We start from the raw sequence: 15,895 nt of genomic DNA, 5'->3' as shown, positions 1-15,895 counted from the left end.
AGTGCGCGATGACGGTCGACGAACGGCGTGCCGAGGCAGTTCTCGACATCGACGGCATGACCTGCGCGAGCTGTGTCGCGCGCGTCGAGAAGCGGCTCACCCGGCTCGACGGCGTGCAGGCGAGCGTGAACCTGGCGACCGAATCCGCACGCGTCGACTATCCCGCAGAGCTCGACCCGTCTGCCCTCGTCGCGGCCGTGCGCGAAGCCGGATACGAGGCGTCCCTCCGTCGCGGAGGGACGCCGTCTGCCCCCGACACCGCACACGGGCGTCACGACGGTGCGCACGGCGACGATCACGCCTCGAGCCATGTGCACGACGTCGAGGACCATGCCGGAGCCACGACCCTGCGCACCCGGCTCCTGGTGAGCGTTGTGCTCGCGGTGCCCGTCGTCGTGCTCGGGATGGTGCCGGCGTGGCAGTTCCCCGGATGGCAATGGGTCTCGTTCGTCCTCGCGACTCCCGTGGTGCTCTGGGGCGGATGGCCGTTCCACCGTGCGACGTTCGCGAACGCGCGGCACGGGGCGATGACGATGGACACCCTCATCACCCTCGGGACGGGCGCCGCCTATCTGTGGAGCGTGTGGGCGCTCGTGTTCGGCACCGCCGGGCGCATCGGCATGACGCACGACACGGGGCTGTTCGGCCCGGTGCACGACCCCTCCACGCTCGTCTACTTCGAAGTCGCCGCCGCGGTCACGGTGTTCCTCCTGCTCGGGCGCTTCGTCGAGCAGCGTTCCAAGCGCACGGCGGGGGCGGCGCTGCGCTCGCTGATGGAACTGGCGGCGAAGGACGTCGAACTCGAGGACGGCTCCCGACTCCCCGTCGAGCGTCTGCGCGTCGGCGATCGCTTCGTCGTACGCCCGGGCGAGAAGGTCGCCACCGACGGGCGCGTCCTCTCCGGTCACGCCTCGCTCGACGAGAGCATGATCACCGGCGAGTCGGCGCCCGTTGAGGCATCCGAGGGAAGCGCCGTCACAGGAGGAACGCTCGCCGCCGACGGCCGCCTCGTCGTCGTCGCGACCTCGATCGGAGACGACACCCGACTCGCGCACCTTGCCCGACTCGTCGAGGACGCCCAGGCAGGCAAGAGCCGCGTGCAGCGCCTCGCCGACCGGATCTCGGGGGTCTTCGTGCCCGTCGTCATCGCCCTGTCGCTGCTCACGCTGGCCGTGTGGATCATCGCGGGTGGATTCAGCGGAGAAAGCGTCGCGGCGGGCTTCACCGCCGCCGTCGCCGTCCTGATCATCGCCTGCCCGTGCGCGCTCGGACTCGCGACGCCCATCGCGATCCTCGTGGGAACAGGACGTGGAGCGCAGTTAGGTGTGCTCATCACCGGCCCCGAGGCACTCGAATCCGCCGAGCGCATCGACACCATCGTCCTCGACAAGACGGGCACGCTGACGGCGGGCGAGATGTCGGTCGCATCCGTCACCTCCTTCGACGGCGCCGACGACGCGCAGATCGCGCGCCTCGTCGGATCGCTCGAGCAGGCATCGGAGCATCCGATCGCCCGTGCCGTGGCCGCGCTGACCACCGATCATGCGCCGGCGGAGGGGTTCGCGGGGCTCGCCGGTCGCGGCGTCACGGGGGTCGTGGACGGGCGTGATGTGTTCGCCGGGCGGCCCGCTTTCGCCGCGGAGATCGCAGCAGGGCTTCCGGATGCCGTCCGCGCGGCGGTCGAGACGGTCGAAGCCTCGGGAGCCACGGCGGTCGTCGCCGGCTGGGACGGCCGGGTGCGCGCGGTCATCGCCGTAGCCGACCGTGTGCGCCCCGACAGCGCCGACACCGTCGCACGGCTGCGGGCGATGGGGCTCGATGTCCGCCTGCTCACCGGCGACAATGAGGGTGCCGCCCGGGCCGCCGCCGCAGCAGCGGGTATCGACCACGTCGTGGCGGGCGTGCTGCCCGAAGAGAAGGTCATCGAGATCCGACGGCTGCAGTCCGGGGGTCACCGCGTCGCGATGGTCGGCGACGGCGTCAACGACGCCGCCGCCCTCGCGACGGCCGATCTCGGTCTCGCCATGGGGGGAGGCGCGGACGCCGCCATGCACGCCAGTGACATCGCCCTCGCCGGGACCGGACTGGCGCCGGTCGTCACCGCGATCTCGCTGAGCCGCCGCACGATGCGGATCATCCGCGGCAATCTGTTCTGGGCGTTCGCGTACAACGTCGCGGCACTGCCGTTGGCGGCGCTCGGACTGCTCAACCCGATGATCGCCGGGGCCGCCATGGCGTTCTCGAGCGTTTTCGTGGTGCTCAACAGCCTGCGCCTGCGCACCGCGCGCTGACGTCCGCGCACCGAGAAACCACCTCGCCGCCGAGAAATCATCTCCTGCGTGGTGTCTCGCGTCGGAACTGGTTTCTCGGCGGGGGAGCGGTACACTGGCAGGCGAGGACCGCGTTCGTCGCCGCAGCTCGCAGAAGCGAGTGCCCGCAGCCGGACCGTCGCGCCTCACGTTCTCGCCGCGGCATCCGCCGTGGACCCGATCCGTCACCCGCATCCCGGATGGCGGCCCGCCGGTTCTCGACCGGCGGCATACGCTCAGGAGGAGCATGCCGACCACGGCATCCACCGCCCCCGCCCGTCGTCGCAGCGCGTCGGGTCGAGGCTCTTCGGCGCGTCGCGACGACGACGCGCCCCTCATCCCGATCCTCGCCCGCAAGGTGCGCGAGGTCGAAGCCAAGGCCCAGCGCGGAAAGCTCGGGCCGACCAACCGCGTGAAGTTCCAGGTCATCGCCTTCCTCGTGCGTGAGGAGCGCGCCCGCGTCAAAGCCGACGAGGCCGTGCCGACCGCGGCGCGCGCCGAGCTTCTCAAACGGCTCGACGGCGTCGCCACGATCCTGGCGAAGACCGCCGCGCGCGACACCTCGCTCATCCAGCTCCTCGAGGTCGACCAGGCCGCGTCGCCGGTCGCCAAGCGGATGCGCCGCGACTGGCTGCTCGAGTCGGGTGCCGATCTGCCCGAAGACGAGCTCATCATCACCGATGTCGCCCCCGTGCAGACCCCCGTCGTGCCGGCAGCGCTCGCCGAGCGCCAGGTGACGCCGCCGCAGGTCGAGGCGCGTCGCGAATCGAACCCCTTCCTCGCCCCCGACCTGACGCTGCGTGCACCGGCATCCACCGCCCGTCGTCGACTCGATGGCTGGGAGCTCATGGGGCCCCTCTACAAGGCGTTCGAGATCGGCGCCGGCGGGGCATCCGCCTCGATGGAGCTGCCGGTCGTGCCGGAGTTCGACCGCCTCTCGCCCAAGGGGCTGGAGATCATGCCGCACCAGTCGCGGTTCCTCGAGTCGGTCCGCGAGGGGCACCGGTCGTTCCTGCTCGCGGACGAGCCCGGACTCGGCAAGACGGCGCAGTCGGTGCTGGCGGCATCCGTCGCCGGCGCCTACCCGCTGCTCGCTGTCGTTCCGAACGTGGTCAAGATGAACTGGGCACGCGAGGTCGAGCGGTGGACGCCGCAGCGCCGCGCGACCGTCATCCACGGCGACGGGGCGACCGTCGACGCCTTCGCGGACGTCTTCATCGTCAACTACGAGGTCCTCGACCGCCACCTGTCGTGGCTCGGATCGCTGGGGCTCAAGGGCATGGTCGTCGACGAGGCGCACTTCATCAAGAACCTCACCTCGCAGCGTTCGCAGAACGTGCTGGCGCTCGGTGCGCGGATCCGCGAGCAGGTGCACAACCCCCTCATGCTCGCCCTCACCGGAACGCCGCTGATCAACGACGTCGAGGACTTCGATGCGATCTGGCGCTTCCTCGGCTGGACGAACGGCGAGAAGCCGGGTCCGGAGCTGATGGCGAAACTGGATGCCACGGGCTTCACCCCGGCGGACAAGGCCTTCTATCCCGAGGCGCGCGACGCCGTCATCTCGATGGGCATCGTGCGACGCAAGAAGAAGGACGTCGCCGCCGACCTGCCCGACAAGCTCGTCGCCGATCTCCCTGTGGAGCTCGACGACGATTACGGCCGCTCGATCCGCGCCGCCGAGCGCGAGCTCGGCGAGCGACTCGCGGCGAAGTACCGCCGCATCATCGAGGCGCGGGGCGACAAGGTGCTCATCGGCGAGGTCGACGAGGACATCGTCCGACTCGTCGCGCACGGCGAACTCGAAGAGTCGAAGGCGGCCGCTGCCGGGGGCGACAACGTCTTCACGATGGTGCGTCGTATCGGTCAGGCCAAGGCGGTTCTCGCCGCCGACTACGCCGTGCAGCTGCAGCGGTCGGTCGGCAAGGTCGTCTTCTTCGCGAAGCACATCGATGTCATGGACACCGCCGAAGCGCACTTCGCCGCGGCGGGGCTGCGCACGATCTCGATCCGCGGAGACCAGACGACGCCGGCGCGCCAGCACGCCATCGACGCGTTCAACTCCGATCCCGATGTGGCGATCGCGGTGTGTTCGCTCACCGCGGCCGGTGTCGGCCTCAACATGCAGGCCGCCTCGAACGTCGTCCTCGCCGAATTGTCGTGGACGGCCGCCGAGCAGACGCAGGCGATCGACCGCGTCCACCGCATCGGACAGGAAGAGCCCGTTACGGCCTGGCGCATCATCGCCGCGCACACGATCGACACGAAGATCGCCGAGCTCATCGACTCGAAGCAGTCGCTCGCGGCGCGTGCGCTGGACGGCGAGCAGATCGACCCGGCATCCAGCGATTCGGTCCAGCTGTCGGCGCTCATGCACCTGCTGCGGCAGTCGCTCGGCGCCGCCTGATCTCGTCGTCGTTATCGACGGCGGATGCGGTGGCAGCACCCCCTCATCCGGCGATAGTGTCGGATGAGGCAGTGTCGCCGTCTCACCACCCTCTACCCGAAGGATCCTCCCCATGAAGATCGGCATCCTCACCAGCGGCGGCGACTGCCCCGGTCTGAACGCCGTCATCCGCGGTGTCGTGCTCAAGGGCACGACGAACTACAACATCGAGTTCGTGGGTATCCGCGACGGATGGCGCGGTGTCGTCGACGGCGACTTCTTCCCGCTGACGCGCCACGAGGTGAAGGGGCTGTCCAAGGTCGGCGGCACGATCCTCGGCACGTCGCGCACGAACCCCTACGAGGGCCCCCGCGGCGGCGCCGACAACATCAAGGCGACGCTCTACGGTCACCACATCGACGGCATCATCGCGATCGGCGGCGAGGGCACCCTCGCGGCCGCGAACCGCCTGTGGAACGACGGCATCAACGTCATGGGTGTGCCGAAGACGATCGACAACGATCTGCGCGCCACCGACTACTCGTTCGGCTTCGACACGGCCGTCAACATCGCCACCGACGCGATGGACCGCCTCCGCACGACCGGCGACTCGCACCAGCGCTGCATGGTCGCCGAGGTCATGGGCCGCCACGTCGGCTGGATCGCCCTGCACTCCGGCATCGCCGCGGGCGCTCACGTCATCTGCATCCCCGAGGTGCCGATGTCGATCGACGAGATCGTCGACCAGGTGCAGAAGGCGCACGACCGCGGTCGCGCGCCCCTCGTCGTCGTGTCGGAGGGCTTCACCCTCACCGGCATGGACGAGGCGTACAGCGACAAGGGTCTCGACGCGTTCAACCGCCCGCGCCTGGGCGGCATCGGCGAGGTCCTCGCACCCGAGATCGAGCGCCGCACCGGCATCGAGACCCGTGCGACGGTCCTCGGTCACATCCAGCGCGGCGGTTCGCCGTCGGGCTTCGACCGCGTCCTCGCGACGCGCCTCGGCCTGCATGCCGCGGACGCTGTCGCGGAAGAGGCATGGGGGCAGATGGTCTCGATGAAGGGCACCGACATCGTCCGTGTGCCGTTCGCCGAGGCGCTCGGCGAGCTCAACACCGTGCCGATCTACCGCTACGAAGAGGCCGCCGCCCTCTTCGGCTGATTCACCTCCGAACCGCCCGGGCGACCGTCTCGTCGCCCGGGCGGTTCGCGTGTGCGGGCCGTGTCCCGATTTCTGCGGGCGCCCCGTGTCCCGATTTCTGCGGGCCGTGTCCCACTTTCTGAGGGCCGTGTCCCACTTTCGGTCGTTTCCGAGGCATCCGAACGACAGAAAGTGGGACATGGATGCGGGAGGCATCCTCCCTCCCCATCCCGATCGGCGTCGTGATTGTCCACGGATGCCGAGGGTGCGGCCGGGGCCCGATGCCTGCACGACGAGCATGAGGGGATGTCATCGCGCGTCGAGCTTCCGGCCGAGCTTCCTCAGGCGTTCAGCGTCGCGCAGGCGCTCGCGGCGGGAGTCGCCCCCGGGCGTTTGCGGACTCGGACGCTGAGCCGCCCGTTCCATGGTGTTCGCGCCCGAGGGGCGGTAAGCGCCGGTGCGCTGCTGGAGCGATGCCGGGCGTTCGCCCCGCGGCTTCGCGACGGCCAGTTCTTCAGCCATGAAACGGCCCTCGCGCTGGTCGGCGCACCTTTACCCGAGTGGCCGTATGCGCCGGGCATCCACGTCTCGGCGTATCGTCCGGCGAGAGAGCCTCGTACCCGTGGCGTCGTCGGACACCGTCTGCAGCTGCGCGCGCCCGCGTTCGTATGGATCGACGGGCTGCCCGTCGAGGACCCCGTGCGCGCCTGGCGCCAAGCCGGCACGCGCTGGTCGTTCGGTGACCTCGTCGCCGCCGCGGATTTCCTGCTGCAGGAACGTGGCGTCGAGGCATCCGAGTTGCGACACGAAGCGCGGATGATGGGCGATCTGCGCGGCGGGAGCCTGTCTCACGCGCTCACCGCCGCGCGCGGTGGGGTGCGTTCGGCGCGCGAGACACGGCTTCGACTTCTTCTTGTGAATGCGGGCTTGCCGGAGCCCGAGACGGGGTGGGAGCTCTTCACAACCCGGGGCACCTTCGTTGCGGAGCTCGATCTCGCCTTCCCGCGTTACCGTGTCGCCGTCGAGTACGACGGCCGGGTGCATGCGGAGGACGCCGCCCAGTTCGCGCGCGACGCCGACCGTTGGAGCGCGATCCGCGTACAAGGCTGGGACCACGTGCGCGTTCTCAGCCACCACATGATGGGTGACGAGCAGGCGGCCGTCGCACTGGTGCGTGACGCGCTTCGGCGCGCGGGGTGGACAGCGGGTCGCTGAACGCCGTTCGCACGGCGCGATGGGCCGCGTGGTGCCGTGACTGGCACGCATCCTGTTCGGTGCTCACTCGCGCGTCGGCCGTGTCCCAGTTTCTGTCGTGTGGATGCCTGGTGCGCGACAGATTGTGGGACACGGTCTGCAGAAAGTGGGACATGGTCTGCAGAGACGGTTGCTGGTCGGGCCGTGTCCCAGTTTCTGTCGTGTGGATGCCTGGTGCGCGACAGATTGTGGGATGAATCGGCCTGACTTTCGTTCCGTTCTTCAAGCAAGGATGGAACTCGATGAACAGGAAGTATTCGCCGGAGATGCGTGAGCGGGCGTTGCGGATGCTCGCGGAGACGCGGCCGTCGCACCCGAACATGATGAGCGCGGTCCGTCACGTCGCCGGGCTGCTCGGGATGAGCCCGGAGACACTGCGCCTCTGGCAGCGCCGCTACGAGGTCGACGCGGGCGTGAAGCCCGGGTTGACGACGGATGCGGCGGCGGAGATCAAGCGGCTGCAGAAGGAGGTCTCGGAGTTGCGGAAGGCGAACGAGATCCTCAGGGCTGCGAGCATCTTTTTCGCGAAGGAGCTCGACCACCCCTCGACGAGATGATCCGGTTCGTCAACGAACACCGGGATCGTTTCGGGGTCGAGCTCATCTGCCAGGTCCTGCGACCGGCAGTGAGAGGATTCTTCACCTCACGCGGCTATCGCGCCGCGGTGGGCCGCGCGCCGTCCGCGCGGCAGCTGCAGGATGATCTGCTCGTGCCCGAGATCGCCCGGCTGCATGCGGAGAACTACGGCGTCTACGGGCGACGGAAGATGCACGCCCTCATGCGACGGCAAGGCTGGGACATCGGTCGCGACCAGACCGAACGCCTCATGCGCCTCGCCGGGGTTCGCGGTGTCCGCAAGTCGAAGCGCGTGTTCACGACCCGCTCCGACACGACCACCGTGCTGCCGAGTGATCTCGTGAACCGCCGCTTCACCGCACCAGCGCCGCGACGGCTCTGGGTCTGCGACGTCACCTACGTCGCCACCTGGTCCGGGTTCGCCTACGTCGCGTTCGTCACCGACGTCTACTCGAGACGCATCGTGGGCTGGAACGTTGCATCGACGCTGAGAGCGGAGATCCTGCCCTTGCAGGCGCTCGACATGGCCGCCTGGGGCGCGGGCGGCGACCTCACCGGGCTGACGCATCACTCGGACCACGGGTCGAACTACATGGCGATGGTCTACGCCGACCGCATCGTCGAACTCGGCGCGGTGCCCTCCACCGGAACCGTCGGCGACAGCTACGACAACGCCCTCGCCGAGGCGATCAACAACCTCTACAAGACCGAACTCGGGGCAGACCCCTCATCCGCCAGCGCGGACCCTGGCGCACAGTCGAGCAGGTCGAACTCGCGACCCTCGAATGGGTGTGGTGGTGGAACAACTCCCGACTCCACGGCGAGCTCGACATGCGCACCCCCCTCGAAGTCGAACAGGCGTATTACGCTGACCAAGAATCAGCCAATCCGACACCTGTCGGACAAGGCTCCCGATAGGAACAAAAGTCAGGCCGATTCAGGACATGGCTTGCCGAAAGTGGGACACGGTCTGCCGAAAGTGGGACACGGTTTACCGAAAGCAGAAACTGGGACGCAGGGCCAGGCGACGGGGTCGAGGTTATGCGGCCGACGGGCCGGGGCCGAGGGGCCGGGGCCGACGGGCCGGGGGCGACGGGCCGGGGCCGACGGGCCGGGGCCGAGGGGCCGGGGCCGAGGGGCCGGGGCGCGGCCGCCGGGCACGGGGCGCCGGTACCCTGGAGGGATGAGCGACGAGCGGCGCGACTTCCACCGACCCGTCCAGCGGCCGGCATCGACATTCGATCGCCGGTTCGGCTCGACCGATCCCGCGGAAGTGTCGCGGGCGGCGCACGCCACCGCATCGGCCCTTCTCACCCGGGTGCGCGACGAGCCGTCGGAAGGCGTCGTCGAGCGGCTCGTGACCTTCACCGATGCGCACGGCATCGACACCCTCGCGGAGCTGTGGTCGCATGCCTCGGCATCCTCGCTTCCGGGCGCTCTGTGGCGTCTCTACCTGCTGCAGCTGATGGTGCGAGACGACGCCCGCACCGCGGCCCTGCTGTACGAGCGGGGGCGTGCACTGCGACACGGCGTCGACGTCGTCGTCGCGGGCGCACCTCAGCCCGCCGGCCCCGAGGAGCTCATGGCGCTCGTCGACGAGATCCTGCGCGGCGTGTTCACGGGTGATTTCGCGGTGGCGTTGGAGCGCGCAGCATCCTTCTGCCGCGTCGAGGCCGCGGGAGCGCTCGACGTCGCCGAGGATCACGATGCGACCGAGCCCGAACGCGCCACCGCGTTCACCACCCGAGCGCTGCGTCTCGATACGTACGCCGCCGAGCTGAGCACGTGCGCCGCGCTGTGGCGCCGCGATGCACTGACCTGACCACGCCCCGACCGCGACCCGCCCCGCAGACGCCGACGCGCGAACGCGGAGGTTCACGCTCGGGCGGCTCGGGCGGCTCGAAGAGCACTCGGGCGGATGCCACGATGCCCGGCGGATGGCCGGACAGAGAAGCGCCGGGCCGCAGAACGCCTCTCGGCGCGAGGCCGCTCAGAGCGGCGAAAGATGGAGCCCGGGGTTACTGCGGCCCGGCTGTTCCAGTGTAACCGAGCGCACCGTGCCAGCATTCCCGCGAGCCGCTCACCGCGCCGCCGTGCGGCGTAGGCTCGGCTCATGGCCTGGCGCTTCGCTCTCATGATCGACCCCGTATCGGACGACGACACGCGGACGGATGTCGCCGACACCTTCACCGCGATCGATCCTGCCGCACCCGCGCTGACTGTCGGCGAGCTCAGCACGCAGCGCGGTGACGGCATCTTCGAGTCCATCGGTGTGGTCGACGGTCACCCGCAGGAAGTCGAGGCGCACCTCCAGCGGCTCGCGCACTCGGCGCGGATCTGCGACCTGCCGGCGCCGAACCTCGCCCAATGGCGCGCGGCAGTGCTTTTCGCGGCCGAACACTGCGGCGCGGGGGAGTCGGTCATCAAGCTCATCCTCAGCCGTGGAGTCGAGCACGGACCGGCGCCGACCGCATGGGTGACGGCGGCGGAGGCATCCGATTTCACGCGAGCACGCACCGACGGCATCCGCGTGGTCACGCTCGACCGCGGCTACACGCTCGACGTGCCGGCGCGCGCGCCCTGGCTGCTGCTCGGCGCCAAGACGCTCTCATACGCCGTCAACATGGCGGCGCTGCGCGAGGCCCGCAGCCGGGGTGCCGATGACGCTGTCTTCATCACGAGCGACGGGTTCGTGCTCGAAGCACCGACGGCCACCCTGATCGTGCGGCACGGCGATACCTTCCTGACTCCCGCGCCGAACGCCGGCATCTTGCACGGGACGACCCAGCTGAGCCTGTTCGAGTATCTCCAGGCCCAGGGCCACACGGCCGGGTACAGCGTCATCGCGGCGGCTGATCTCGCGGATGCCGATGCGGCGTGGCTGGTCTCGAGCGTGCGCTTGGCGGCGCCGATCGTCGCGATCGACGACGTCGCCGTGCCGCACGATGTCGTCCTGACCGCGGAGATGAACCGCTACCTCCTCTCACCGCGCGACTGAGTACCACGCCCGCTCACCGCGCGAGTGAGCGCCGCTGCAGGACGCCGCGCGAAGGAGCACCACTCTCGAGCAGTGCGCGACGGAGCGCCATCCCCGGACGCCACACGGTCGAGCGCACCTCCGGACCTCACCGCGACCGCGAACGCGAACGAGAACGCCGCCGGCCCGATCGGACCGGCGGCGTTCTCGTTCGTCGCGTCGGGCGTCACCCGAAGCGGCCGGAGACGTAGTCCTCGGTCGCCTGCACGGACGGGGTCGTGAAGATCGCGTTGGTGTCGTTGTACTCGATGAGCTTTCCGGGCTTGCCCGTACCGGCGATGTTGAAGAACGCCGTCTTGTCGGACACGCGCGAGGCCTGCTGCATGTTGTGCGTCACGATCACGATCGTGTAGTCGCTCTTGAGCTCCTGGATCAGCTCCTCGATGGCGAAGGTCGAGATCGGGTCGAGGGCCGAGCAGGGCTCGTCCATGAGCAGCACGTCGGGGGAGACGGCGATCGCACGCGCGATGCACAGACGCTGCTGCTGACCGCCCGAGAGGCCGGCGCCCGGCTTGTCGAGACGGTCCTTGACCTCGTTCCAGAGGTTGGCGCCCTGCAGCGACCGCTCGACGAGCGCGTCGGCGTCGCTCTTGGAGATGCGCTTGTTGTTGAGCTTGACGCCCGCCAGCACGTTCTCCTTGATCGACATCGTGGGGAACGGGTTCGGACGCTGGAAGACCATGCCGACGTGGCGACGCACGAGCACCGGGTCGACGCCGGGGCCGTACAGGTCGTCGCCGTCGACGAGGACCTTGCCCTTGACGTGGGCGCCGGGGATGACTTCGTGCATGCGGTTGAGGGTCCGCAGGAACGTGGACTTGCCGCAGCCGGACGGGCCGATGAAGGCCGTGACGGCACGGGGCTCGATGTCCATGGAGACGCCCTCCACGGCGAGGAAATCACCGTAGTAGACGTTCAGGTTCTCGACTTCGATGCGCTTGGACACAGGTGCCTTTCCTTGCTTAGCGTGCCTTCGGCGCGAAGACCATCGCGACGATCCGGGCGATCAGGTTGAAGATGACGACGAGGATGACCAGGAGCAGGGCCGCGCCCCACGCCTGTGCCTGGGAGGCGTCGATGTCCTGCCCCGGGAAGCTGTAGGCGGTGTAGGCCATCACGGGGAGGGTCTGCATCGGCCCGTTGAACGGGTCGGCGTTGAAGTTGTCGGTGAAGCTGGCGGCGATGAAGATCGGTGCGGTCTCTCCGACGACGCGGGCGACGGCCAGGACGACACCGGTGATGATGCCGCTGGCGGCGGTGCGCAGCACGACCTTGATGATCGTCACCGAGCGGGGCACGCCGAGGGCGAGGGATGCCTCGCGAAGATCGCCGGGGACCAGCCGCAGCATCTCTTCGGTGGAACGGATCACGATCGGGATCATCAGCACGCACAGGGCGATGGAGGCCGAGAAGCCGCTGAACGCCTTCGGGCCGACGATCAGCGCGAACAGCGAGAACGCGAACAGACCCGCGACGATCGAGGGGATGCCCGTCATCACGTCCACGAGGAAGGTGATCGCGCGGCGCAGCGGGTTGTTCGGCTGCGCGTACTCGACCAGGTACACCGCGGCGAGGATGCCGATCGGCACCGAGATGAGGGCCGCGATTCCCGTGATGATCAGCGTGCCGACGATCGCCTGGAGGGCTCCGGGCGTCGACACGACCGCGAGCGTGTTCGGGTCGAAGGCCGTGCCGCCGACCTGCGTGACGAAGTTCCAGGAGAGCACCGACATGCCCTTGGAGACGACGGTCCACAGCGTCGAGACGAGCGGTGCCACGGCCAGCACGAAGGCGGCGGTGACGAGACCGCGGATGACGCGGTCGGTGGCCTTGCGGCGGCCCTCGACGATCGTTGAGAAGACGCCGATCGCGACGAGGTACAGCACCGCGCCGAAGACCAGCCAGGTCGCGACGTTGAAGCCGCCGAGGACCAGCTGCAGCGCCGCGATGACCGCGAGCGCCGCAGCGAGGGCGACGGGCTCGATGTAGCGGGGAAGCTGACCGCTGGTGAGGGACAGCGCGGACGTGGATGCCGGCGCGGGCGAGGTGATCTCGGTCACGAGCGCTTTCCCTTCTTGCGGCCCTTGGCCCCGGGGCCGGTCGCGGCGATGATGTAGCGCGCGAGCATATTGACCGCGAGCGAGACCACGAACAGCATGAGACCGGTGCCGATGAGCGCCGAGCGCTGCAGGTCGGTGGCGATGGGGAAGTTCAGGGCGATGTTCGCCGCGATCGTCTGCGAGTTGTAGCCGTCCGTGAGGAGGGCGACCGAGAAGATCAGGCTCGGCGAGATGATGAGCGCGATCGCCATCGTCTCACCCAGGGCGCGGCCGAGGCCGAGCAGGGTCGCCGAGACCATACCGCTGCGCGCGTAGGGGATGACCGCGAGGCGCACCATCTCCCAGCGCGTGGCGCCGAGGGCGAGGGCGGCCTCTTCGTGCAGACGCGGGGTCTGCAGGAAGATCTCGCGGGTGATCGAGGTGACGATCGGGAGGATCATGACCGCGAGCACCACGCCGCCGGCCAGCATCGTCGAGCCGGTGCTGGAGACGGGGCCCTGGAACAGCGGGATCCAGCCGAGGTACTCGTTGAGGAACTGGGCGAGCGGCAGCAGCAGCGGGCGCATCACGATGATGCCCCAGAGGCCGAACACGATCGACGGCACGGCAGCGAGCAGATCGATGATGTAGCCGAGGAAGCCGGCGATGCGGCGCGGGGCGTAGTGCGAGATGAACAGCGCGATGCCGATGGCGACGGGGGTGCCGAGGATCATCGCGATGAAGGCCGCCCAGATGCTTCCCCACAGGAGCGGGGCGACGTAGTCCCAGAAGTTCGCCCAGTCCTTGTTCTGGTAGCCGGCGAGGTCTCCCTCGCCCCAGTTCGCGGTGATCGCGGGCAGACCCTTGAGGATCAGGAAGATCGCGACTCCGGCGAGGATGATCATGATCGACACGGCGGCGGTGGTCGACAGGCCGAGGAAGACGGAGTCTCCGGCGCGGCGCTTGCCGACGATGTTCGACGCCGGCTTCTGCGCGGGGGCGGTGGCGACGTCAGTCACGTCGAACCCCCAGGTCGGGCAGGGTCATGTGTTCTCCTCGGTTCGGGAAGATCGCAGAGGGCGGCTGTTCGGGGATCCGGCCCAGCAGAATCGTCGATCGCTCGGACCGACGACTCTGCTCAGCCCGGCCCGGCCTGCACGCTCGGATGAGCGCCGGCCGGACCAGGGCCGAGGTGTTACTTGATGGCCTTCAGCGTCGCCGCGGCGTCGGCGAGAACCGACTCGGGGAGGGGAGCGGAGCCGGCGTTCTTCTCGGCGACCGACTGGCCGAGCGAGCTGGTGACGAAGCCGAGGTACGACTTGACGAGGTCAGCCTGCTTGGCGTCCTTGAACGTGGAGCAGACGACCGCGTACGAGACCAGCGGGATCGGGTAGGAGTCGGCGGTGAGCTTGGAGTAGTCGAACTTCTTCGACAGGTCGCCGGTGACACCGTTCGGGTTCGCGACCGCGGCGGCCTCGAACGTCTTCGACACGGCCTCGCCGCTGAACGCGACGGCCTTGCCGTTCGTGACGATGGCAGCCGAGTTCAGCGTGCCGATGGCGGAGTGGTCGGCGTAGCCGATGGTGCCCGAGCCGGCCTTGACGGCCTCGACGACGCCCGAGCCGCCCTTCTGCTTGGAGACGTTGCCCTCGATCGGCCAGTCCTTGCCCGCGGGCGAGGTCCAGACGGCGGACTGCGTCGCGGCCAGGTAGTTGGTGAAGTTCTGGGTCGTGCCCGAGCCGTCCGAACGGGCGACCGTGGTGATCGCGCCGGCGGCGAGAGCCGTGCCGTTGTCCTTCGTGATGGCCGGGTCGGACCAGTCGGTGATCTGCAGGGCGAAGATCTTCGCGATCGTCTCGCCGCTCAGCTGCAGCTTCGTGACGCCCGGGATGTTGAAGATGATGGCGACACCGTCGAGGTAGATCGGGATGTTCACGCCACCGGCGGTGCAGATGCTCTTGGACTGAGCGGTCTGGTCGGCGTTCAGCGGCGAGTCGGAACCCGCGAAGTCGTACGCGCCGGAGAGGAAGTTGGTGACGCCGCCGCCGGAGCCCTGCGACTTGTCGTAGTTGATGGTGACGTTCTTCGCGGTGGCGTTGTACGCCGTCGTCCACGCCTGCTGGGCGTTGGACTGGGCGCTCGAGCCACCTGCCGTGATCGTGCCGGACAGGCTGGGGTCGATCGTGAACGCGACGTCGGACGCCGTCGGGGACGCGCTCTCCGACGGCGTGGCGCCGCCCGACGAGGAGCAGCCGGCGAGGGTGAGCGCCGCGACGGCGGCGACAGCGCCCAGCTGGGCGATGCGGGTGAGCTTCACTGTGAATCCTTCACGTGTCAGGGAAATGCGGCCCGGTGCAGGGCACGTCCGAGACGGTAGACACCCTCTCTTACGAGACTGGGCTGCGGCGGTGAACGGAAGGTGAACGGCGTTCGCGTGATCACGGCGTGCCGTGAGCGAGAAAGCTCGGGGAACCGCCGTTCCCGGAGCGTTCACGTGGGCTGACTATCCTGAGGCCCATGGCGAAGACGAAGAAGGCCGAGCGCGCTGCGCTCGACGCGATCGGCGCGGCGTCCGCAGCGGTGACGCGGGCCGAGAAGACGGCGAAGAGGCTGCCGAAGAAGCAGGCGCGGCTGCTCGACGACGTGATCGACGATGCGCGCGAGGCCGCCGACGTGACCAAGAAGAAGCTGCGGCGCAAGCCCGACAAAGTCGCCCACGACGCCGAGCGCGCCGCGCGCCGGCTCGAGCGCGCCGTGGCGAAGGCCGTCGCCGCCGCCGAGCGCAAGGCCCGCCTGCGCGCCGAGGCGCACAGTGCGGCCGTCGCGGCCGCCGAGGCCGAGCGCGTCGCCGCACAGCGTGCCGCCGAGGCGAAGGCGGCACGAAAGGCCGCCCGTCGCTCGGAAAAGGTCGCTGCACGGGCGGAACTGGATGCCGCCGCGGCCGACGACGCCTTGGCCGTAGCACTGTCGGCTCCGGCGCCCGAACCCGAGTCGGCGTCCGCCCCGCTGATGCTCGTCGACGACGAGGACTCGCCCGCGGCCGGAGACCTCGAGCGCCTCACGGTGGCCCAGCTGCGCTCCCGTGCTCGCGCACTCGGTCACAGCGGCTACTCGCGCCTCACGAAGGCCGCGCTCATCGGTCTGCTCTCCTGA

11 protein-coding genes and 1 pseudogene are annotated in these 15,895 nt (G+C 69.3%); 8 read left to right on the top strand and 4 right to left on the bottom strand.

Annotation, left to right across the window (positions count from 1 at the left end; translation table 11 throughout):
- Positions 1-8 precede the first annotated feature (8 nt).
- From JOE64_RS10325 to JOE64_RS10295, 7 genes and pseudogenes are all read left to right on the top strand, one after another.
- Positions 9-2,291, top strand: a complete 2,283-nt coding sequence (locus JOE64_RS10325; RefSeq protein WP_204964172.1) for a heavy metal translocating P-type ATPase — start codon at positions 9-11, stop codon at positions 2,289-2,291.
- Between the two features lie 265 nt (positions 2,292-2,556).
- Positions 2,557-4,716, top strand: a complete 2,160-nt coding sequence (locus JOE64_RS10320; RefSeq protein ID WP_204964171.1) for a DEAD/DEAH box helicase — start codon at positions 2,557-2,559, stop codon at positions 4,714-4,716.
- A gap of 112 nt (positions 4,717-4,828) precedes the next feature.
- Positions 4,829-5,857 carry a 6-phosphofructokinase gene (locus JOE64_RS10315; RefSeq protein ID WP_204964170.1) on the top strand — a complete coding sequence of 343 codons (1,029 nt, stop codon included), beginning with the start codon at positions 4,829-4,831 and terminating at the stop codon, positions 5,855-5,857.
- Positions 5,858-6,142: 285 nt separating this feature from the next.
- Positions 6,143-7,051 (top strand): endonuclease domain-containing protein, encoded by a 909-nt coding sequence (locus JOE64_RS10310; RefSeq protein WP_204964169.1) that lies wholly within the window; start codon positions 6,143-6,145, stop codon positions 7,049-7,051.
- A gap of 281 nt (positions 7,052-7,332) precedes the next feature.
- Positions 7,333-8,584: pseudogene (locus tag JOE64_RS10305) on the top strand (IS3 family transposase).
- Positions 8,585-8,849: 265 nt separating this feature from the next.
- Complete coding sequence (locus JOE64_RS10300) at positions 8,850-9,488, top strand: DNA-directed RNA polymerase subunit beta (RefSeq protein ID WP_204964168.1); 639 nt, start codon at positions 8,850-8,852, stop codon at positions 9,486-9,488.
- Positions 9,489-9,779: 291 nt separating this feature from the next.
- Positions 9,780-10,664 (top strand): aminodeoxychorismate lyase, encoded by an 885-nt coding sequence (locus tag JOE64_RS10295; protein ID WP_204964167.1) that lies wholly within the window; start codon positions 9,780-9,782, stop codon positions 10,662-10,664.
- A 205-nt stretch (positions 10,665-10,869) separates the two neighbouring features.
- On the opposite strand, the gene pstB is transcribed toward JOE64_RS10295, so the two are convergent.
- From pstB to JOE64_RS10275, 4 genes are all read right to left on the bottom strand, one after another.
- Positions 10,870-11,649 (bottom strand): phosphate ABC transporter ATP-binding protein PstB, encoded by a 780-nt coding sequence (gene pstB, locus JOE64_RS10290; protein WP_204964166.1) that lies wholly within the window; start codon positions 11,647-11,649, stop codon positions 10,870-10,872.
- Between the two features lie 16 nt (positions 11,650-11,665).
- Complete coding sequence (gene pstA, locus JOE64_RS10285; RefSeq protein ID WP_204964165.1) at positions 11,666-12,763, bottom strand: phosphate ABC transporter permease PstA; 1,098 nt, start codon at positions 12,761-12,763, stop codon at positions 11,666-11,668.
- Complete coding sequence (gene pstC / locus JOE64_RS10280; RefSeq protein WP_204964164.1) at positions 12,760-13,761, bottom strand: phosphate ABC transporter permease subunit PstC; 1,002 nt, start codon at positions 13,759-13,761, stop codon at positions 12,760-12,762. The genes pstA and pstC overlap by 4 nt, the downstream gene beginning before the upstream one ends.
- Positions 13,762-13,937: 176 nt before the next feature.
- A complete protein-coding gene (locus JOE64_RS10275) occupies positions 13,938-15,059 on the bottom strand; it encodes a phosphate ABC transporter substrate-binding protein PstS (RefSeq protein WP_204964163.1) in 1,122 nt (373 codons plus the stop codon).
- Between the two features lie 200 nt (positions 15,060-15,259).
- Here JOE64_RS10275 and JOE64_RS10270 point away from each other — a divergent pair, with 200 nt between their 5' ends.
- Positions 15,260-15,895, top strand: a complete 636-nt coding sequence (locus tag JOE64_RS10270; RefSeq protein WP_204964162.1) for a hypothetical protein — start codon at positions 15,260-15,262, stop codon at positions 15,893-15,895.

The sequence above is a fragment of the Microbacterium dextranolyticum genome, assembly GCF_016907295.1.
GTDB lineage: Bacteria > Actinomycetota > Actinomycetes > Actinomycetales > Microbacteriaceae > Microbacterium > Microbacterium dextranolyticum.
The sequence above is the reverse complement of the archived record's forward strand: the minus strand, read 5'-3'. Positions and strand labels throughout refer to the sequence as shown.

Bases quoted from the DNA above. Each gene is read 5' to 3' on its own strand.
- JOE64_RS10270 (WP_204964162.1), top strand. From the start codon at position 15,260: ATGGCGAAGACGAAGAAGGCCGAGCGCGCTGCGCTCGACGCGATCGGC.
- JOE64_RS10320 (WP_204964171.1), top strand. From the start codon at position 2,557: ATGCCGACCACGGCATCCACCGCCCCCGCCCGTCGTCGCAGCGCGTCG.
- JOE64_RS10300 (WP_204964168.1), top strand. From the start codon at position 8,850: ATGAGCGACGAGCGGCGCGACTTCCACCGACCCGTCCAGCGGCCGGCA.
- JOE64_RS10315 (WP_204964170.1), top strand. From the start codon at position 4,829: ATGAAGATCGGCATCCTCACCAGCGGCGGCGACTGCCCCGGTCTGAAC.
- JOE64_RS10310 (WP_204964169.1), top strand. From the start codon at position 6,143: ATGTCATCGCGCGTCGAGCTTCCGGCCGAGCTTCCTCAGGCGTTCAGC.
- JOE64_RS10325 (WP_204964172.1), top strand. From the start codon at position 9: ATGACGGTCGACGAACGGCGTGCCGAGGCAGTTCTCGACATCGACGGC.
- JOE64_RS10295 (WP_204964167.1), top strand. From the start codon at position 9,780: ATGGCCTGGCGCTTCGCTCTCATGATCGACCCCGTATCGGACGACGAC.